Consider the following 19,793-nt stretch of genomic DNA (forward strand, 5'->3'; position numbering starts at 1 on the left):
ATGTTAAAGTAACTGCATCGCATTGTAAAAACGCAATAATAAGAACGCAATTATGTTACCTGCAATAAAAAATATCAGACGTTTTATCTCAGAGCTGAATAAGATCGCCCGTATTATATTCTGAAGATATACGCATACTACTTTCAAGGCTCCCTTCGCGGAGCCTTATTTTTTTCTCTCCATACCCCATCCGGCACCGAAAGGTTTATACCCTTATTTATTCAGGCTACAAGTTCGTTGGCGGAGCTTACCGCCTACCTGTATCTCGAATGACGTTGGGTATATACTGGCTGCATTATTTTTTGCGAACAATGCGAACAAGGAGCTATTGTCGTTATGCAACATGACATCCAACGTCTGAGAAGAATTCGCCAGACCCCGCAGATGCGTGATCTGTTCCGGGAAACCTCACTCAGTCTCAATGACCTGGCATTACCGATTTTTGTCGAAGAAGGTGCCGATGACTATAAAGCTATCGCCAGTATGCCGGGCGTGATGCGCATTCCGGAAAAACGGCTGGCGTATGAGATAGAACGGATAGCGAAAGCCGGGATCAAATCAGTGATGACGTTTGGTGTGTCACATCACCTTGATGCCACCGGCAGTGATGCCTGGTCAGAAAACGGGCTCGTCGCCCGTATGTCACGCATCTGCAAGGAAACTGTGCCTGAAATGGTAGTGATGTCAGACACCTGTTTCTGTGAATATACCAGCCACGGCCATTGCGGTGTGGTGCATGACGGTGTTGTCGATAATGACGAAACATTGCATAACCTGGGCTTACAGGCTGTTATCGCCGCACAGGCCGGGGCTGATTTTATTGCGCCGTCAGCGGCTCAGGACGGACAGGTCCGTGCGATCCGCCTGGCACTGGATGCCGCCGGTTTCCATAATACCGGTATTGTATCTTACTCGACAAAGTTTGCCTCAGCCCTTTACGGCCCGTTCCGGGATGCCGCCGGTTCCTGTCTGAAAGGCGATCGCAAAACCTACCAGATGGATCCGATGAACCGCCGCGAAGCTATCCGTGAATCACTTACCGATGAGCAGGAAGGTGCGGATATGCTGATGGTGAAACCAGCCGGGGCTTATCTTGATATCCTGCGTGATGTACGCGAGCGTTCAAACCTGCCGCTGGCGGCTTATCAGGTGAGCGGCGAATACGCCATGATCAAACTGGCGGCACAAGCCGGCGCTATTGATGAAGAGCGCGTGGTACTGGAAACGCTGGGGTCAATTAAACGTGCCGGTGCTGATTTGATTTTCAGTTACTTTGCACTGAGCCTGGCTGAAAACAAGATCCTGAGCTGACAGATACCAATAAAAAAATCCCGGAAACGGGATTTTTTTATTTAACTGATTTAATCACATTGTATCTGTTTTTCTTCCAAAAATGCCTTCAGTACCTTTGCCTGATTATGTTCTTTATCTTTTGCCGCAAACAGTAACGTCAGATTACCCTGCTCCGCTTTTACCACTAACGTCTGCCAGGATTGAGGTCTGTCTTCCAGTTCCTGCCGGTAACGTCGCTCAAATTCGTCGAATTTATCCGTATTAGTATGAAACCACTTGCGCAACTCTGTCTCAGGCGCAACGTCTTTATTCCATTCATCATAATGCAGATCGGTTTTTTTGATCCCTCTTGGCCACAGGCGGTCAACCAGAACCCGGTAACCATCACTCTCAGTGACCTCATCATAAACCCGTTTACAGAAAATCATACCGCCACTCCTTTGTACTGTTTTTCATGTGCCAGCAACCGGGCTTTACGCTCAATACCCCCTGCATAGCCGGTCAGTTCCCCGTTTTTACCTGTGATACGGTGACACGGCACCAGTATTGATACCGGGTTCATTCCGTTTGCCCGCCCCACTGCCCTGACAGCCTGCGGGCAGGACAATATCTCCGCCAGCCCGCTGTACGTCTGCGTACAGCCGAAAGGTATACATTGTAATTGCGTCCAGACCTGTTGCTGAAAGGGTGTGCCGGGTAACACCAGCGGTACCGTAAAACGGTGTAATTTGCCGGCAAAATAGTTCTGTAATTGTGTTTCCAGCAAGATGAGATGTGTATTGCTCCCGTCAATAACCGGCAGATTCAGACGCCGGGCGACCAGTGCGAGGGTATCTTCCCGCCGGTTGTCCTCAAGAAATTCCAGAAAACAGATGCCCTGCTCAGTCGCCGCCGCAGACATATCGCCCAATAGCGTATTGAATTTTGTACGAATTATCATCATTACTCTCCGGGCTGATAAACATGGCCTTATCGCTGTACTGTTTTCTTTACAAAGTGGACAGTTTTTAAGTTAAAATTGATTTAATTGTGTTCAACTTCTTTTGAGCAAAAACTTGATTGAACTCACACTAATGAGTAAAGTGCATCTCAAGGATACAGCGTGATTGTTCACCTGACTGTATCAATTTGTATAATGAAATAAATATCACTCACCTGAATATTAAACATTATTTTTTAAAATAATGGAGGAATTGTTATGGCTAAATTAATCAAATCTACAAAAACAACTTTCGATCGTATTACTGATGCTGTTATGACAATTTCTGTACCGCGCTTCTTTTAATTAGCGATACGATTGCCGGTGCTGCTTGATACGCAATAGTATCTGTGTATGCAGTACAAAAAAAAATCGACAGCCTGTAAGCTGTCGATTTTTTTATATCTGATTATCAGATGAAAAAACAGATTATTGTGCGCTCTTCGTAATATCCGGTACTTTGGCTAAATCCGCAGCAATTTTAACGGTTTCCTCAAGATAGGCATCCGGCCCTTCATAATCTTTCGGCAATGCCTCCAGATTCAGAATCGGTTTTTTACCTTCGCGTGCATAGCGTTCATTAATCCGCTTCAGCCGGGTTGCTTCCAGCTCTTTATCTTCTTTATCACGCTTGGCAAAATTGAGCGAAATAACATCCTGCGTTGCTTTATTGGCTTTATAGCGTTGCAGATCTTCATAGATATAACCAAATTCAGGATCTGTTTTCGTCCGCTCCTGATATTTCAGTGCAAGCTCCGGTACCGCTTTACTGACCACATCGGCAGACTTGTACTCTGCAGGGGTAATGCTGTCCCACGGCAACGCATTATCTTCAAAACTTTCGCCGATATCATCATTATCAAAGCCGGTCGGCATAATAATATCCGGTGTCACGCCTTTGCGCTGCGTACTGCCACCGTTGATACGGTAGAATTTCTGGATAGTATACTGAACAGAGCCTAAATCCGGCCATTCCGGACGCAGCATCTGATCGTAAATCCGGCTGATCGGCCGATGCTGCTGAACGGTACCTTTACCAAAAGTCGGTTCGCCGACAATCAGCGCACGTCCGTAATCCTGCATGGCAGCGGCAAAAATTTCAGAGGCGGAGGCACTCAGTCTGTCGACCATGACCACCAGCGGGCCTTTATAGTAAATAACATCATCGGTATCCGCATCCTCACGGACGCGGCCATTGTTATCACGAACCTGAACCACCGGACCACTGGTAATAAAGAGACCGGATAAATCCACCGCTTCTGTCAGTGCACCGCCGCCGTTACCGCGCAGGTCGATAATCACCGCATCCACTTTCTCTTTTGCCAGTTTCTGCAACTGCGTTTTGGTGTCATTGGTCAGACCGACATAAAAGCCCGGAATATTAAGAACCGCGACTTTCTGATTACCGACCTGTTTAATGGTCATTTTAACCGCGCGGTCTTCCAGACGGATCTGTTCACGGGTCAGCGTCACAATGCGTGGCTTCGCGCCTTTGGTGTCACCCAGGACTTCAAGGCGGACTTTACTGCCCTTCGCACCTTTGATTTGAGAAACAACATCATCCAGGCGCCAGCGACCACGTCCACCATTGGCTTACCGGTCTGACCTACCGCGAGGATTTTGTCCCCGACAGCCAGTTCTTTGCTCTTAAGTGCAGGACCCCCCGCGACCAGTGAATTGATCACGGTATAATCGTCATCCATACGCAGCACCGCACCGATCCCTTCAAGAGAAAGGCTCATTTCTGAGTTAAACTGCTCGGTATTGCGTGGAGAAAGGTAGCTGGTATGCGGGTCAATTTCACGCGCAAACGCCGTCATGATTAACTGAAATACATCCTCACTTTTCGTCTGCGTCAGACGTTTAAGCGCGTAGGTATAGCGCTTTGTGAGTGTTTCTTTAATTTCTTTGTCATCTTTGCCGGATAATTTCAGGGTCAGCCAGTCATATTTGACTTTAGCATCCCACAAATTATTCAGCTCAGCTTCTGTCTGTGGCCAGGGCGCTTTGCTTCTGTCCGTGGCAATAACATCGTCACCATCAAAATTCATCGGCTGCTTCAGACGGGCCAGTGCATACTCAAACCGCTCAAAGCGGCGTTTCTGCGACAGGTTAAACAGCTCGTATAAGGGCTGTAACTCGCCTTTCTGAAGGTAACTGCCGACCTGCGATTTGTTTTTACTGAATGCGGCCACATCAGAGGCTAAAAACACATTATGGCTGTAATCCAGTAAATTCAGGTAACGTTCAAGAATTTTTGCTGAAAATTCAGCATCTAACTGAAACTGACGGTAATGGGAGTGCAGAAACCGCGACGTCACTCGCTCACTGACGGTAGAGTGCTCCGGTGCCTGCTGTGTATCCGGTAACTGACTCAGTTTCACATCCGGCAATACAGTTGTGCCGGTTTTGGCTATCGTGTTGCCGGTTAAACTAACTCCGATGAGCAACGCCAGGGGTAAAAATTTGTTCATGCCTTGGTTGACTCCGTATCAGAATTTTAAGTGTTCCGCACGTACGATCATTGCCAACCCGGAAGGTAGCTGAACACGTACACCATCTTTGGTGATTTCGAGGACCTGCGCATCCATAACGCCGGAGCCTACCGTCACCTTCAGCTTTTGCCCTACAGTCAGTGCCTGAATATCCGTAATAGGAATCAGAGCAGGCTGAGGTTCTGCACGGGGTACGCGTGGTTTATTACGTGGCGCACTCCGGGTCTGTGGCGGCTGAGCAGTTCCGGTATTCTGCGCTTTAGGCTGTTCCGGGTTATGGCGGCGGGTATTACCGGCGGCTTTATCAGCCGTACGCGGTTTTTTCTCACCGTTCTGCTCACGTTTCTGTGCACGCTGAGCCTGAACCCGCGCTTTGGCTTCTGCTAACTGAATACGGGCATGTTCAACATGTTCCGCCTCCAGTTCACCGCAATCGTTACCATCCAGATCAACACGTTTTGCTCCCTCTTTGACGCCATAAAGGTAACGCCAACTGGAGGTATACATCCGCAGTGCGGTACGTAACTGTGTTTTACTGATGCCGTCTTCTTCGGTGATACGACTAACGATATCGCGGAAGATGCCGATTTTCAGCGGGCAGGCTTCGCCTTCTGCGATAAAGCAGAGAGGGAAACGCTGAGCCAAAAATGAAATAATTTCTTTACTACTATTCAACTTGGGTTGATTTTCCATGAAATTTCCTGATTACTACGGGGCTTTGCCAACCAGTAGGCATGAACAGGCGACATTATAATAGTGTTGCAGACAAATGCTATGCTCCTGTGAGCCTAACTTGCGATCATTTCACGATATTTTGGCATAACGCACGTTGCCAGATGTGCGCAGAGCGCGTCATTCAAGGCTTTAAGACCAATTTCATCATTATTATCGAAACGATTAAAAATCGGGCTGTCGATATCCAATACACCAATAATCAGATTATTTACACACAGCGGTAACACAATTTCTGATTTACTGGCTGAATCACACGCGATATGACCGGCAAAATCGTGCACATCCTGTACACGGATTACCCGGGATTCGGACACTGCCGTTCCGCAAACTCCTCGTCCGACAGGAATACGGACACATGCCACTTTTCCCTGAAAGGGACCCAATACCAGAGTATCACCCTGTAAAAGATAAAATCCCGCCCAGTTTACGTTATCCAGTTCGTCAAAAAGCACGGCACTGACATTAGACAGTGTCGCTATCACATCTTTTTCATCACTGATAAGCGACGTTAACCGGCGGGTCAAATCCTGATAAAACGCAATTTTATTCATGTACCACACTATATTACGGATTAATATATCAGTTGAGATAATGGTTAATTTATATCAAATTACGGAACGACCCTACAGGAATATTACAAATCCTTTCGTAATTAGGAAAAAAAGCAGGAAAAGTGCATCAGATACGCGGAATTATTCAGGATACAGGAAGGCAACAAGCTCCGACCGTCGGGGAGTATACATAAGTATGTGACCCGGCGGGCTGAACGTAGTCAACACCGGGCATTCTGAAGTATGACGGGTATAAAAAAGAGACCGGATAAAGTCCGCTATCCGGTCCAGGGAAAAAGGCTCACAGCGAGCCATGCGCTAAAATTGCCATTGAAAATATCTTACAACCTACATAATTAAGATTAGCTGATTTATTTACATATACAATGTATTTATTTATCAAATCATTAACATATATCTTATTTAAATAGCTTATATTTCAATGGATTAATTAATAACCTGATATCAATCGTTAAATTTCATAACCATACCCACCCTCATTCAGGATGCAGGCAGGCGGGCGTAGCGCGGCCAACGAACCTGCGGTTTGAATGAATAAGGGTATAATATCGGTTATTTTTCACCGCACAGTGCCTCAGCTGCTTCAATGACAGGGGCAATATCCCTGTATTTTTCCGCATCATCCGGTCGCTTTAATAAAATTACGGAGAGATCTGTCACCTTCATTTTTTGCGCCTTCGCCTGCTCTGCTGCCACATCATTGAGCGGATAGGACATCAGTGTCGAGGGATTGATGACCCACAACGCATGACCTTCACGGCAATTGATCATGACTTCTTCGCGGGTAAAGGGCCAGCTTTCGCCAAACTCAAATTTACTGATGGTCTTCAGTGGTGCAGCCTGCGCCGCACCAACAAGTAAAAGAGGAATTAATGCCAGTGCTTTCATTATATTATGTCTCATTTGTCTGCCGGTATGCGGCCTGCTTATCATGCAGGCTGATAGGTTGCAAAAATTGCCACCATTAAAATGGCAAGTGTGCCGAGAATTATCTCAACCCAGCAGTTAATCATCAACAGGCGAAAGCGCCCTGATTGTGCTATTTTCGGAACAATTGCATAACGGTTAATCAATGCCAGAATCACCATAGTCAGTACCAGACCGGTTTTCAGCCACAACAGTGCCTGATAATCACTGCCGCTGAAATGTGGCCAGTCAGGCAGCAACAGCACCGTACTGATAAGCCCGGTCGTCAGCACCAGGAAAACCGCAACATGCCCCCAATTTGAAAACCGGATTAGCGTGGCGGTCACTTCTTTCGGTACACCATCGGCAAGGGAAGCGCGGCGCAGAAGTATCAGCAGGCAGACCAGGAACGGCCACAAACCACCGAACCAGTATGCCGCACTCAACAGATGAATAACCTGTATTATCTGATGAAGCCGCCCTGTCCAGCCACTGTGAAGTACCCCGTGCCCGGTAAAGGCGTGCAGTGACAACATAACTGCCGCGCACAGCAGAAACAGAAAACTCTGTTTTCGTCCTGACGGTAAAAACAATCCGGCGGTCAGAATGGCAGCAAACACCAGTTGCCAGCGCCAGACCTCACCGAACGCCGTGGAGAGCACCGCAAGGATGATATCCGGATCCCGCATATCCGCCCAGCCGTCGCCCATCAGTGCGCCCTGGAGCAGCAGCCACAACACAGTAGTCAGGGCAGTGAAAACCACCGCTGTGCACGCTGTATTATGTAACCGTGCCCGCAGCAATACGGCAACACGATCGGATGCCGGTAACACAGAAAAAAGGGCGCACCCGGCTGACAGCATAAGAGAGATAAAGTGAATGAAGCGGCTGCTAATCAGCAGCGCTTCAGGTGTCAGAGTCATCGCGCAGTTATTTCACAGTAAACTGATAATTACCGTTGGTTTTATGACCATCAACAGAAACAACTTTCCAGTCAACATGATACAACCCGGCGGGCAGTGTTTCAGGCAGCGGCAGAATGAGCTGAGTGTCATTGTGTTCATTCAGTGCCAGTTTACCGGCGGCAACCACGTTATTTTGTGCATCTTTTACACTGATCTTACTGAATTTCAGTTCAATTCCTTCGGAAAAATCCAGTGTAATATGTTCAGGTGCGGTCGCAACCGATGTATCTGCTGCCGGTTCAAGTGCTTTGATGTGTGCATGAGCCAGCGCCTGCTGGCCGGATAAGCCGACAAACAGAACAACAATTGCAGAGAGTTTGCGCCATTGCGCGGTCAGGGTGGTTAACATAATGGTATGCCTCATTTTTTGCAGGTGATGTAATTATGAGGGACATACTAGCGTAACCGGCAGGCTTGCGGAAATCATCAAAGCAAAAAGCGTTTTTTTTGTGATCAGCACCACAAATAAAAACCACACAATTATCAGTTAATTATGATAATTGTGTGGCTATATTCTTATTCATTCAACCTGCAGGTTCGCCGGCTGCATCCTGAATGATAAACACATCAGCAGGCTGACGGCTCAACTGCCATACGTGCCAGGTCTTTATCCAGCAGGAACAGTGATTTACCGCTGTCACCCACCATGGCGAATTTATCCAGGACAGATTTGAATAATTTCTCTTCTTCATGCTGCTCAGACACGTACCATTGCAGGAAGTTAAAGGTGGAATAATCCTGAGATGTCAGTGCAACATGCGCCAGTTTGTTAATTTCCTGTGTGATTAATTTTTCATGCTCCAGGGTCTGCTCAAAAATCTCACTGACTGATTTGAACTCTGACGGCGGCGCCTGAATTGATCCCAGCAGTGGCATAGCGCCGGTATCACTAAGGTAATTAAACAGGCGGTGCATATGCTCCATTTCTTCGGCAGCATGAGCTTTCAGGAACGCCGCAGCGCCTTCATAGCCTTTATCCGCGCACCATGCACTCATCTGTAAATATAAATTTGAAGAATAGAATTCCAGATTCAGCTGTGCATTCAGTTGTTTGATCATATCCGGCTTTAACATAACATGCTCCTGTGCAGTCGTTTATTTCATCATCTGCGGTCATTATGCACACTCCCGCGGGGAAGAAAAGCGCTATTTAATATATTCACAACATATTGAAAACAAAATAATTTTGTAAAGATAATCAGAATTAATCGCATTCTCTTTCTGCCGGTTGACCGGCCTTATTATTTAAGGATATTTTCCGGTAAAAACGTCCGCTCTTGCACATCCGGTGTAACTCGATTACCGTTATGCCTTCAGCAATAACAGGGGCATATTATGGGTTATAATCTGGCAACACTCAGCCATGAAGAGATGGACAAAATTAATGTGGATCTGGCGGCGTCCGGCGTGGCATTTAAAGAGCGCTACAATATGCCGGTGATTGCAGAACAGGTACAGCAGACGCAACCTGAAATACTGCGCCTGTATTTTGCTGAGCGCCTGGCATTCTACCGTGCGCGAAGTGTGCATTTCTCACGCCTGCCGTATGAGCCAAATAGTAAGCGATAAGAGCCCGCCTGAGCGTATACCCTTATTCATTCAAACTGCAGGTTCGTTGGCTACGCTCAGCCAGTCGGGTCACATACTGATGTATGCTCCCCGTCTGTCTTCCTTTGCCGGCGTCACATAGTTATCTACTTTGGCAGACCGTATGTCATTGTTTGTGCGGCACAATTAATATCAACAATATAGCTGAGCTGCTTTTTCGAGCCACGCACTGTCAGCGGCACAGTATAGTTGCCGTCTTTTTCAGTCACGTCAGCAGTATTCACCCACGCCACCGGCTTGCTGCCCAGCAATGCTTTATCATCCTGCCAGCGGGTATAACGGTTTTGCACAAAGTCATACTTAACCTGTGCTGCAACCTGATCTTTTGTCAGTGAATCACACGTCGGAAATGTCACCATACGCTCATTTTCAACAACCGGTTTTACCGGTGTCTGCGCACTTACCGTAAACGCCAGCAGTATACCGGCACCGGATAATCCGATACGGGTACACAGATTGATTACGTTCATAAAACCTCCTGTTTATCCCTGTCTGAGATTAGTGTCTTGTATACTCTTATTCATTCAAACTGCAGGTTCGTTGGCTACGCTCAGCCCGCTGGGTCACATACTTGTGTATGCTCCCCATCGGTCTTCCCTTGCCGCCTGCCTGCATCCCGAATGACGTTGAGTATAAAATTTCACTTAAATCTTATTCATAAGACATTAACATATTTATTATCAGGAAATTGTGACATTTGTTAGATATTTGTTACCGACTATTGTCGTCGCTGTCATTATTATAGTCATCAGATTCAGCGTCGTAGTTATCTGTTTCATAACCTTCTGTTGCATTCTCATCTGTAACATAGTCATCAGCGTCATCTTCATCAAACAGCACGCGGACCTGCTCTCCGCCCTGATGCTGTTCGCGTAATTCAGCCGCAACCTGTGCAATAGCTTCACCACTGCTCATGCCGTCCTGCATCAGAGCATGGATACGTTCAACGGCTGCCTGCTGCTCTTCGTGATTTAATACGGGAATACCGGTAGACATAATGACCTTCTGTAACATAGCGGCAAAAAACACATTATACTCACAAAGGTCACCGCACGCATCTGCCCGTTTTCAGTTAAGATAGTGCGATGTTTTCCTGAGATCCGTTTACTGACAGACCAAACCATGACACAACATTCAATACCTGTACTGACACCGCTTGATTATCATCCCGGACTTGCCGTCACCCTGTTCACGCCGCTGGCTCACCGGCCCGGGGCCGTACTGCTGCACTCGGGTGATGCTCAGCATCAGCATAACCGCTTTGATATTCTGACTGCTGACCCTTTTATGACCCTGACGACCCGGGGCGATAACACCTTTATTGAGGATAACCGGGGTCAGTGTAGCTGTCATAAAAGTGATCCGTTCCGGTTACTGGATGATGCGCTGGCACAGTCCGGTTTTTCCCCCTGCCCGCAGAATGATTATCCGTTTATGGGCGGCGCACTCGGGTTATGGGGATACGATCTCGGTCGCCGTACCGAATCCCTGCCGTCACTGGCGCGCAATGAGCTAAGCATTCCGGATATGGCAGTGGGTCTGTATGACTGGGCAATCATAGTGGACAACCATCGCCTCTGTGCCACACTGATTACGTATGACGATCCTGCTGTGCGTCTTGCGTGGTTACAGGCACAGCGGGATGCCGCTCCCGTACAGACGGTTCCGTTTGCACTGACCGGCAGTTGGCAGTCCGATATGAGTGAGCAGGAATATCACGAAAAAATCGCCCGTATTCATGAGTATCTGCAGGCCGGAGACTGCTATCAGGTGAATCTGGCGCAACGTTTTACCGCACCTTATGAAGGGGATGAATGGCAGGCGTTTCTGTTGCTGAATGCAGAAAATAAAGCCCCGTTCTCTGCATTTCTGCGTTTGCCTGAAACGGCAGTTATCTCTGTTTCACCGGAGCGCTTCCTGTGGCTGAAAGACGGCACAGTGCAAACGCGTCCGATTAAAGGCACACGTCCGCGTCATCCGGAAGATGAACAGGCTGATGAGAAAGAAAAACAGGCGCTTGCCGCATCCGAAAAAGACCGGGCCGAGAATCTGATGATTGTTGATCTGATGCGCAATGATATCGGGCGGGTTGCGCGGCCGGGCTCTGTCAGTGTGCCGTCACTGTTTGCCGTGGAGGCATTTCCGGCGGTGTATCATCTGGTCAGCACCATTACCGCAGAATTACCGCCGCAATGCCATGCAGCGGATTTGCTGCGCGCCTGCTTTCCGGGCGGATCAATTACCGGTGCGCCCAAAATCCGCGCGATGGAAATTATTGAAGAGCTGGAGCCTTACCGCCGCCATGCCTATTGCGGGTCAATCGGCTATATCAGTTTCTGCGGAACAATGGACACCAATATAGCTATCCGTACCCTGATTGCCGAAGACAACCGGCTGTACTGCAAAGCAGGCGGCGGTATTGTCGCAGACAGCCGCGCCGCAGATGAGTATCAGGAAACATTTGATAAACTGGGGCGGATCTTACCCGTTCTGCCGGAGAAATAACCCATGAATTCACTGGCGCAGTTTATTCCCCGTTTTCAGTTAATTCGCCCTGAAGAGGCGGAGATTTCAGGTCAGCGTGATCGTCATGCAGCTGTTTTGCTGCCGATCACAGATAAACCCCGGCCGGGAATATTACTGACCCTGCGCGCCGCTTCACTGCGATCTCACCCGGGGCAAATTTCCCTGCCCGGCGGTGCGGCTGATCCCGGTGATACAACACCTGTTGCCACCGCCCTGCGCGAGGCTCAGGAAGAAATTGCCATCCCGCCGCAATCGGTACAGGTACTGGGGCAGATGGCGCCGGTTGACAGTGTGACCGGGTTTCGCGTGACCCCGGTGGTCGGAATAGTTCCCTCCTCACTGGCCTTGCGGGGTAATCCGCAGGAAGTTGCTGATATCTTTGAACTGCCGCTTGATGCCGCTCTTGATGTAAGCCGTTACCGCTACATTGATATGAAGCGCAATACCGTGGAGCGCCGCCTGTATTTTTATCTGTATGAAGGAAGAATGATTTGGGGGCTGACTGCGGGTATTTTATACCGGCTGGCAACGCAAGTTAAAAATGATTAATTTGTAACCTAATTCACACTCTTACACTATTTTACCCTGTATTTTTTCATCAACCATGCCTTTCTTTTATCTGAAAACGCTGTTATGCGGCAAAAAATGCGATAAACTACTTTATTAGCGTGAGCAAATAACAGTAAAGTAACGCGCTTTACAATAAGTCACTATTACATTGTTTTTTTAAGGAGTCTGACGTGATTAGCGTTTTCGACATGTTTAAAGTGGGCATTGGCCCTTCCAGCTCTCACACCGTAGGGCCGATGAAAGCCGGGAAGCAGTTTGTTGATGAATTAGTTGAAAAAGGACTGATCTCACGCGCAACCCGCGTTTCCGTTGATGTCTACGGCTCACTCTCCTTAACAGGGAAAGGTCACCATACTGATATCGCTATCATCATGGGTCTGGCGGGTAACTTACCGGCAACCGTGGATATTGATGCTATTCAGGGCTTTATTGCAAATGTCAGTGAAACAGAAAAACTGGCACTGGCAAATGGTCAGCAAACCGTTGATTTTCCGCTTGAAGGCGGAATGAATTTCCATACCGGTAACCTGCCGCTGCATGAAAACGGCATGAGCATCACTGCATTTGCCGGTAACGACGAATTGTTCACCAAAACCTATTACTCCGTCGGCGGTGGTTTTATCGTCGATGCAGAACACTTCGGTCAGGATAACGCGAATGAAACCCCGGTATCCTACCCGTACGCCAGTGCTGAAGAGCTGCTGAAGCACTGCCATGAGACCGGTCTGTCAGTCTCCTCTCTGATGATGAAAAATGAGCTGGATCTGCACACCAAAGCAGATATTGATGCGTATTTTGCTGATATCTACAAAACCATGACTGACTGTATTGCTCATGGTCTGGAAACCGAAGGCATTCTGCCTGGTCCGTTGCGTGTACCACGCCGCGCGGCAGCACTGAACCGGCTGATTAATTCAACCGGTAAACTGTCAAATGACCCGATGCAGGTTATTGACCTGGTCAATATGTTTGCACTGGCGGTCAACGAAGAAAATGCCGCCGGCGGACGTGTTGTCACCGCGCCGACCAATGGCGCCTGCGGGATCGTGCCTGCGGTACTGGCTTACTACGACAGCTGCATTGAAAAAGTCACCCCGGATATCTATCTCCGTTACTTCCTCGCAAGCGGTGCGGTCGGCATTCTGTATAAAATGAATGCATCGATTTCAGGCGCCGAAGTCGGTTGTCAGGGTGAAGTCGGTGTCGCCTGTTCAATGGCAGCAGCCGGACTGACTGAAATTCTCGGCGGCAGCCCGGAGCAGGTCTGTATCGCGGCTGAAATTGGCATGGAACATAACCTGGGATTAACCTGTGACCCGGTCGCAGGACAAGTTCAGGTGCCATGTATTGAGCGTAACGCGATTGCCTCTGTGAAAGCGATCAATGCTGCACGTATGGCAATGCGCCGTACGAGTGCGCCGCGTGTCTCTCTCGATAAAGTTATCGAAACTATGTATGAGACAGGCAAAGACATGAATGCCAAATACCGCGAAACATCGCGCGGTGGTCTGGCGATCAAAGTTCAGTGTGACTGAACCGAATCATGTTGTGATCTGATCCGCAAAACATAATTTTCGGACATTAATATCCCTGCAACATTGCAGGGATATTTTTTACCTGAAGCGCATCAGCTTCGCTGTTTTTTTGTACAAATTTGTACTATTTCAAGTAATTATATTAATGGTATGTAAATTTCATCAGTTCATCACGCTATAAAATACCAAATAATCCCGCCATTCCCCTGATAAATGTCTTGTTCAACATAATTATCATCTTTACTTACATGTTTCGTGTTTCGATTTTGTTGTTTTCTGACGGAAAGCAAGTTTTTTTTATAATCATAAAATGGTAGTCTTACAATTAATTAGCGCCCCGAAATTAATTACCGCTGCTTAAACGTAAATAATTAGCGGTATCACGGGCCTGAGACTATCTTTACACCGGAGTCTTACGGTTTTTTCCTGACCCATAAAAGATTCTGTGTAATACACAAAAACCATCCTGGCTGATGTTAAGGGGGAGAAAGGTGAGTATAGCCATTATGATTGGCACCCACGGTAAAGCCGCGGAGCAATTACTGCGCACGACTGAAATGTTGATTGGTGAACAGGAGAACGTCTCCTTCATCGACTTCGTTCCGGGGGAAAATGCCGACACACTGTATGCCAAGTACAATGAAAAGCTGCCCGGTTTATCAACCACCGACGGGGTATTATTCCTTGTCGATACCTGGGGCGGCAGCCCGTTCAACGCAGCAAACCGTATCGTCACTGAGCAGGATCAGGCGGCCGGCGGCACCAGTAATTATGAGATAGTCACAGGGGTGAATGTTCCGATGCTGGTAGAGACCTTTATGTGCCGTGATGATAATCCGTCATTACAGGAACTGGTCGCTGTCGCACTCGAAACCGGTCGTGAAGGTATCCGCGCCCTGAAAACTCAGGAAGCAGAAGCACCCAAAGCGGCACCCGCGCCAAAACCGGCTGCAAAACCTGCAGCACCGGCCGGTCCCGGCGGACACATGATTATTTCTCTTGCACGTATCGATGATCGTCTTATTCATGGTCAGGTTGCCACACGCTGGACCAAAGAGACAAATGTAAAACGTATCATTGTTGTCAGTGATGACGTCGCAAAAGACACTGTCCGATCCACATTACTCAAACAGGTCGCACCTCCGGGCGTTACGGCTCACGTCGTTGACGTGGAGAAAATGATCCGTGTCTGGAATAACCCGAAATACGCCAATGAACGTTGTATGTTGCTGTTTACTAACCCGGCAGATGTACTGCGTCTGGTTGAAGGCGGCGTTAATATCACAACCGTGAATATCGGCGGAATGGCATTCCACGAAGGCAAGAAACAGGTTAATAATGCAATATCTATCGATGATAACGATATCGCTGCATTCAAGGCCTTAAATGAACGGAACATTGAGCTGGAAGCCCGCAAAGTGTCTACCGATTCAAAAATAAAAATGATGGATTTAATCAGCAAAGCTGAAAGTTAATTTGACCCATTACTCAATACAAGATTTGTTTTTCACAACATGATTGGTTAAAGGAGAAAGACAATGGAACTTTCCGTTGTACAAATCGTCCTGGTCTTCATCGTTGCCTGTGTCGCAGGTATGGGGTCAATCCTCGATGAATTCCAGTTTCACCGCCCTCTGGTCGCCTGTACGCTGATGGGGATCGTTCTGGGTGATATGAAAACAGGCATCATGATCGGCGGTACGCTGGAAATGATCGCCCTGGGCTGGATGAACATTGGTGCGGCAGTCGCACCGGATGCAGCGCTGGCGTCTATCATTTCCACCATACTGGTTATTGCCGGCGGACAAAATATCGGTGCCGGTATTGCACTGGCTATTCCGCTGGCTGCCGCAGGTCAGGTTCTGACCATTATCGTCCGTACCATTACTGTCGCCTTCCAGCATATGGGGGACCGTGCCGCAGATAAAGGTAACCTCTCCGCGCTGGGCTTTATCCATGTCGGCGCCCTGCTGCTTCAGGCCATGCGTATCGCTATTCCGGCAGTTATCGTTGCGGTATCAGTCGGGACAGATGTTGTCCGTGAAATGCTGGATTCCATCCCTGACTGGGTCACCAACGGTCTGAATATCGCCGGAGGCATGATCGTTGTTGTCGGTTACGCCATGGTGATTAACATGATGCGTGCCGGTTACCTGATGCCATTCTTCTACTTAGGTTTCGTGACCGCCGCATTCACCGACTTCAACCTGGTTGCTCTGGGTGTTATCGGGACGGTGATGGCTGTGCTGTATATCCAGCTCAGTCCGAAATACAACAAATCGGAAGTCGTTGTCGCTGCCGGCAGCAAAAATGACCTCGATAACGAGTTAGACTAAGAAGGTGAACAACATGGTTGATACAACAAGCAACATAACTGCAAAAAAACAGTTAAGAAAGAGCGATATCCGTGGTGTGTTCATCCGCTCAAACCTGTTTCAGGGGTCGTGGAACTTTGAACGTATGCAGGCGATGGGTTACGCCTTCTCCATGGTGCCGGTGATCCGCCGTCTTTATCCTGAAAATAACGACGAGCGCCGTCAGGCAATCAAACGCCACATGGAATTCTTCAACACGCATCCGTATATGGCAGCCCCTATCCTCGGGGTAACCTGTGCGATGGAAGAGCAGCGCGCCAATGGTGCAGATATCGATGATGGTGCCATCAATGGTATCAAAGTCGGTCTGATGGGACCATTAGCCGGTGTGGGTGACCCTATTTTCTGGGGTACCGTACGTCCGGTATTTGCCGCACTCGGTGCCGGTATTGCCATGACCGGCAGCCTGCTCGGGCCACTGCTGTTCTTCTTCCTGTTCAATATTGTCCGCCTTGCCACCCGTTATTACGGTGTGACGTACGGCTATAAAAAAGGACTGGATATTGTTCAGGATATGGGCGGCGGCTTCCTCCAGAAACTGACAGAAGGTGCCTCTATTCTCGGCCTCTTTGTCATGGGCGCGCTGGTTAATAAATGGACAAAAGTGAATATTCCGCTGGTGGTATCGGAGATTAAAAACCCGACCACAGGCGAGATAGATGTCACCACTGTCCAGACCATCCTCAACCAGCTGATGCCGGGCCTGATGCCTCTGTTGCTTACCTTCGGGTGTATGTGGCTGCTGCGCCGTAAAGTAAATGCGCTGCTGATTATTATCGGGTTCTTTGTGCTCGGCATTCTGGGTTACGTTTTCGGTTTCCTGGCACCATAATCAGTAAAGAACTATGTTAATTTAAACGGGAGGACAGCCTCCCGTTTTTTATTGCCACTTCAGGGGAAAAGGAACCACTATGACAATTAACGATATCATTCTGCTGAGTGTAATTATTCTGATGCTGCTGTTTGCAGCCTATGACGAATTTATCGTCAATACACTGAAAGGTAAAACACAGTTACGGGTCAAACTCAAACGTAACCACCGTGCTGATGCCGTTATTTTTATCTTTCTTATTGGTATTGTTATTTATAATAATATAACCGGACATGGCAGTGCATTAACAACCTATTTACTTTCTGCCTGTATTATCATTGCAATCTATCTGGCTTTTATTCGTTCACCCAAGTTATATTTTAAGCCAGACGGATTTTTTTTATGCAAATGCCTTTATTAAATATGACAGAATAAAAACAATGAATTTATCTGAAGACGGCATTCTTCTTGTGGGTTTAGAAAATCGTAAAATTTACATCAAAGTTTCTCATCTTGATGATTTACAACAAATTTATAATTTCATGGTTAATAATAAATAATTATCCTTTATTTTTATCCCCCTATAGAAATAAAGACTAATAACAATATTAGTCTTTATTTTCTTATTTAATCATAAGTAATGAAAATCATTCTCATTAGCATCTTTTAAAAAGAGAATATCTATTCTTGCCTTTTTTATTTTCTGTGATATCTTTCCGCTCACGTCATTGGGGAGTAGCCTGTTCTATTATTCACCTCTCAGGTAAATAACAGAAAATCCGTGTCAACATGCTCGCTGGATATTATATCAGCGTGGTACGGATGCCGTTTCGGTTGGCAAGACCATAGACACACTTTTCACCGGAGGTCGGGGATGAATTGTGTGTATATGGATAGCTACCCGACCGAGACTGAGTTTATGAGTTTTTATGCCACCCTCGTCCTCGCCCTGGCCCTGTCTATGGATGCCTTCGCCGTTGCTGTCTGCAAAGGCGCTACCTTACACAAACCACCCTTACGCGAAGCTCTGCGCACCGGTTTAATCTTTGGTGTTATTGAAGCCATCACGCCGCTTATTGGCTGGACAATCGGTATTTTTGCCAGCCGTTATGTTATCGAGTGGGATCACTGGATTGCGTTTGCGCTGTTATTTATTCTTGGCGCCCGTATGATCTACAACAGTATCACTGCCGGTGATGATTGCTGCGCCCAACACGAAAAACCACAACGCCACAGTGCAATGCATCTTGCCACCACTGCTATTGCCACCAGCCTGGATGCCATGGCTATTGGTGTTGGTCTGGCGTTTCTGGAAGTGAATATCGTGCATACCGCCATGACTATCGGGCTGATGACCATGATAATGGCAACAACCGGGATGATTTTGGGACGCTATATCGGTCCGCTGCTGGGTAAACGCGCGGAAATTGCAGGCGGGATAGTTCTGATCCTGATTGGATTCACCATTCTGTATGAGCACATTGGTTAATCAGTTCTGTTTTGCACACAAATAAAAAGACCCGCTGTCGCGGGTCTTTTTATTTATGCATCACGCCGGTAAACCCGGATCAGAAAATCAGTTTCACAGGAAAATGCCGTTTCTGCCGCCAGCTGATTTTTCACCGCCTCTGTCGCTTTCCAGGCAAACGGTGTCATCGAGAGCAGTGCGATTGCATCCGCTCCGTTCAATACCATCGGATACGCTACCTGATACTCTTGTGCAGGACTGAAGCCGGGGAAACATTCCTCTTTCAGCGGATGCAGATGCACTTCATTATAAATCAGGGATTTCAGCTGATACAGATGGCGCGGGCCGGGTGTTACTGTAATGACAATTCCGCCCGGCTTCGCCACGCGGGTTAACTCATCCGGGTTACAGGGCGCATAAATACGCAATACGCCTTCCAGACTGTTATCTTCAAACGGCAGCCGCTGGCTGGACGCCACACTGAAATTTACCTGCGGATAGCGCTTTGCACCAAAACGTACCGCGACTTTTGCCACATCCAGCCCGTAAACCGTGACATCACGCGCAGCAAGGCTTTCCGCCAGCGCGCCGGTGTAATACCCCTCGCCACAGCCGATATCCAGAACCGCTTGCGCCTGTTCCGGTAAAAACTGGTCAAACGCCGCAATAACCTGATCACGCATCGGCCGGTAATGATGATTATCCAGAAACGCTCTGCGCGCCTGCATCATCTCTTTGCTGTCTCCGGGCTCTTTTGAGCGCTTAAACTGAACAGGTAACAGATTGATATATCCCTCTTTCGCCAGATCAAACTGATGGTTATTATCGCAGTAATAACTGTTGGAGCGGCGATCCAGCGGGTGTTGGCAAAGCGGGCATTGGTAAGACATAATCATTCACTGTGAAATAGGATAAGAGTGCAACCGGCAGCGCCGGTAACAGAAAAATTGAGGCA

General features: G+C 47.8%; 22 protein-coding genes, 1 pseudogene and 1 riboswitch. Of the genes and pseudogenes, 11 read left to right on the forward strand and 12 right to left on the reverse strand.

The genetic code is table 11. The features are described 5' to 3' along the window. Positions 1 to 336 precede the first annotated feature (336 nt). Complete coding sequence (gene hemB, locus AYY17_RS01195) at positions 337 to 1,311, forward strand: porphobilinogen synthase (protein ID WP_067362846.1); 975 nt, start codon at positions 337 to 339, stop codon at positions 1,309 to 1,311. Between the two features lie 50 nt (positions 1,312 to 1,361). Here hemB and AYY17_RS01200 read toward each other — a convergent pair whose 3' ends face one another. The 9 genes and pseudogenes from AYY17_RS01200 to ftnA all read right to left on the reverse strand — a co-directional run bounded on the left by AYY17_RS01200 (position 1,362) and on the right by ftnA (position 9,019). Next, entirely contained in the window at positions 1,362 to 1,721 is a 360-nt protein-coding gene (locus AYY17_RS01200) for a DUF488 domain-containing protein (RefSeq protein ID WP_067420623.1), read from the reverse strand. Continuing rightward, positions 1,718 to 2,236 (reverse strand): methylated-DNA--[protein]-cysteine S-methyltransferase, encoded by a 519-nt coding sequence (locus tag AYY17_RS01205; protein WP_235845239.1) that lies wholly within the window; start codon positions 2,234 to 2,236, stop codon positions 1,718 to 1,720. The genes AYY17_RS01200 and AYY17_RS01205 overlap by 4 nt, the downstream gene beginning before the upstream one ends. A gap of 465 nt (positions 2,237 to 2,701) precedes the next feature. Further along, a pseudogene (gene prc, locus AYY17_RS01210) lies at positions 2,702 to 4,746 on the reverse strand (carboxy terminal-processing peptidase). 18 nt (positions 4,747 to 4,764) lie between these two features. Further along, a complete protein-coding gene (proQ, locus tag AYY17_RS01215; RefSeq protein ID WP_067420628.1) occupies positions 4,765 to 5,460 on the reverse strand; it encodes an RNA chaperone ProQ in 696 nt (231 codons plus the stop codon). A 95-nt stretch (positions 5,461 to 5,555) separates the two neighbouring features. Continuing rightward, on the reverse strand, positions 5,556 to 6,053 hold the full coding sequence (locus AYY17_RS01220) for a GAF domain-containing protein (protein ID WP_067397993.1): 498 nt from the start codon (positions 6,051 to 6,053) through the stop codon (positions 5,556 to 5,558). 573 nt (positions 6,054 to 6,626) lie between these two features. Beyond that, the gene (locus AYY17_RS01225) at positions 6,627 to 6,962 is read right to left on the reverse strand and encodes a YebY family protein (protein ID WP_067421281.1); all 336 of its coding nucleotides are present in this window, start codon (positions 6,960 to 6,962) and stop codon (positions 6,627 to 6,629) included. 41 nt (positions 6,963 to 7,003) lie between these two features. Continuing rightward, positions 7,004 to 7,903 carry a copper homeostasis membrane protein CopD gene (gene copD / locus AYY17_RS01230; RefSeq protein WP_082981214.1) on the reverse strand — a complete coding sequence of 300 codons (900 nt, stop codon included), beginning with the start codon at positions 7,901 to 7,903 and terminating at the stop codon, positions 7,004 to 7,006. Positions 7,904 to 7,910: 7 nt separating this feature from the next. Continuing rightward, positions 7,911 to 8,297 carry a copper homeostasis periplasmic binding protein CopC gene (gene copC / locus AYY17_RS01235; protein ID WP_067421285.1) on the reverse strand — a complete coding sequence of 129 codons (387 nt, stop codon included), beginning with the start codon at positions 8,295 to 8,297 and terminating at the stop codon, positions 7,911 to 7,913. Between the two features lie 215 nt (positions 8,298 to 8,512). Beyond that, positions 8,513 to 9,019, reverse strand: coding sequence for a non-heme ferritin (gene ftnA, locus AYY17_RS01240; RefSeq protein ID WP_067398001.1), 507 nt, complete (start codon positions 9,017 to 9,019; stop codon positions 8,513 to 8,515). 261 nt (positions 9,020 to 9,280) lie between these two features. On the opposite strand from ftnA, the gene AYY17_RS01245 reads away from it, so the two are divergent. Continuing rightward, entirely contained in the window at positions 9,281 to 9,514 is a 234-nt protein-coding gene (locus tag AYY17_RS01245; RefSeq protein WP_067420630.1) for a DNA polymerase III subunit theta, read from the forward strand. A gap of 125 nt (positions 9,515 to 9,639) precedes the next feature. Here AYY17_RS01245 and yebF read toward each other — a convergent pair whose 3' ends face one another. Together yebF and AYY17_RS01255 are read right to left on the reverse strand one after the other, a co-directional pair. After that, positions 9,640 to 10,023 carry a protein YebF gene (yebF, locus tag AYY17_RS01250; protein ID WP_067420632.1) on the reverse strand — a complete coding sequence of 128 codons (384 nt, stop codon included), beginning with the start codon at positions 10,021 to 10,023 and terminating at the stop codon, positions 9,640 to 9,642. Between the two features lie 241 nt (positions 10,024 to 10,264). Next, positions 10,265 to 10,549 (reverse strand): YoaH family protein, encoded by a 285-nt coding sequence (locus tag AYY17_RS01255; RefSeq protein ID WP_067421287.1) that lies wholly within the window; start codon positions 10,547 to 10,549, stop codon positions 10,265 to 10,267. A gap of 126 nt (positions 10,550 to 10,675) precedes the next feature. Here AYY17_RS01255 and pabB point away from each other — a divergent pair, with 126 nt between their 5' ends. The 9 genes from pabB to mntP all read left to right on the forward strand — a co-directional run bounded on the left by pabB (position 10,676) and on the right by mntP (position 18,859). Continuing rightward, complete coding sequence (pabB, locus tag AYY17_RS01260; RefSeq protein WP_067420634.1) at positions 10,676 to 12,058, forward strand: aminodeoxychorismate synthase component 1; 1,383 nt, start codon at positions 10,676 to 10,678, stop codon at positions 12,056 to 12,058. A 3-nt stretch (positions 12,059 to 12,061) separates the two neighbouring features. Then, positions 12,062 to 12,628 (forward strand): CoA pyrophosphatase, encoded by a 567-nt coding sequence (locus AYY17_RS01265; protein WP_067420636.1) that lies wholly within the window; start codon positions 12,062 to 12,064, stop codon positions 12,626 to 12,628. 191 nt (positions 12,629 to 12,819) lie between these two features. Continuing rightward, positions 12,820 to 14,184 (forward strand): L-serine ammonia-lyase, encoded by a 1,365-nt coding sequence (locus tag AYY17_RS01270; RefSeq protein WP_067420638.1) that lies wholly within the window; start codon positions 12,820 to 12,822, stop codon positions 14,182 to 14,184. A gap of 491 nt (positions 14,185 to 14,675) precedes the next feature. Continuing rightward, complete coding sequence (gene manX, locus AYY17_RS01275; RefSeq protein WP_206778821.1) at positions 14,676 to 15,659, forward strand: PTS mannose transporter subunit IIAB; 984 nt, start codon at positions 14,676 to 14,678, stop codon at positions 15,657 to 15,659. 63 nt (positions 15,660 to 15,722) lie between these two features. Continuing rightward, positions 15,723 to 16,520, forward strand: a complete 798-nt coding sequence (locus AYY17_RS01280; RefSeq protein WP_067398011.1) for a PTS mannose/fructose/sorbose transporter subunit IIC — start codon at positions 15,723 to 15,725, stop codon at positions 16,518 to 16,520. A 13-nt stretch (positions 16,521 to 16,533) separates the two neighbouring features. Continuing rightward, positions 16,534 to 17,391 (forward strand): PTS mannose transporter subunit IID, encoded by an 858-nt coding sequence (locus AYY17_RS01285; protein ID WP_067362881.1) that lies wholly within the window; start codon positions 16,534 to 16,536, stop codon positions 17,389 to 17,391. Positions 17,392 to 17,470: 79 nt separating this feature from the next. Next, the gene (locus AYY17_RS01290) at positions 17,471 to 17,791 is read left to right on the forward strand and encodes a DUF986 family protein (protein WP_412778995.1); all 321 of its coding nucleotides are present in this window, start codon (positions 17,471 to 17,473) and stop codon (positions 17,789 to 17,791) included. Continuing rightward, positions 17,709 to 17,930, forward strand: a complete 222-nt coding sequence (locus AYY17_RS22660) for a DUF986 family protein (RefSeq protein ID WP_412778996.1) — start codon at positions 17,709 to 17,711, stop codon at positions 17,928 to 17,930. Before AYY17_RS01290 ends, AYY17_RS22660 begins: the two co-directional genes overlap by 83 nt. Positions 17,931 to 18,086: 156 nt before the next feature. Further along, positions 18,087 to 18,283: riboswitch (yybP-ykoY riboswitch) on the forward strand. A 6-nt stretch (positions 18,284 to 18,289) separates the two neighbouring features. Further along, positions 18,290 to 18,859 carry a manganese efflux pump MntP gene (gene mntP, locus AYY17_RS01295; protein ID WP_067398666.1) on the forward strand — a complete coding sequence of 190 codons (570 nt, stop codon included), beginning with the start codon at positions 18,290 to 18,292 and terminating at the stop codon, positions 18,857 to 18,859. A gap of 53 nt (positions 18,860 to 18,912) precedes the next feature. On the opposite strand, the gene rlmA is transcribed toward mntP, so the two are convergent. Further along, the gene (gene rlmA, locus AYY17_RS01300) at positions 18,913 to 19,728 is read right to left on the reverse strand and encodes a 23S rRNA (guanine(745)-N(1))-methyltransferase (RefSeq protein ID WP_067421288.1); all 816 of its coding nucleotides are present in this window, start codon (positions 19,726 to 19,728) and stop codon (positions 18,913 to 18,915) included. Positions 19,729 to 19,793: the final 65 nt, after the last annotated feature.

The sequence above is a fragment of the Morganella psychrotolerans genome, assembly GCF_001676055.1.
Lineage (GTDB): Bacteria > Pseudomonadota > Gammaproteobacteria > Enterobacterales > Enterobacteriaceae > Morganella > Morganella psychrotolerans_B.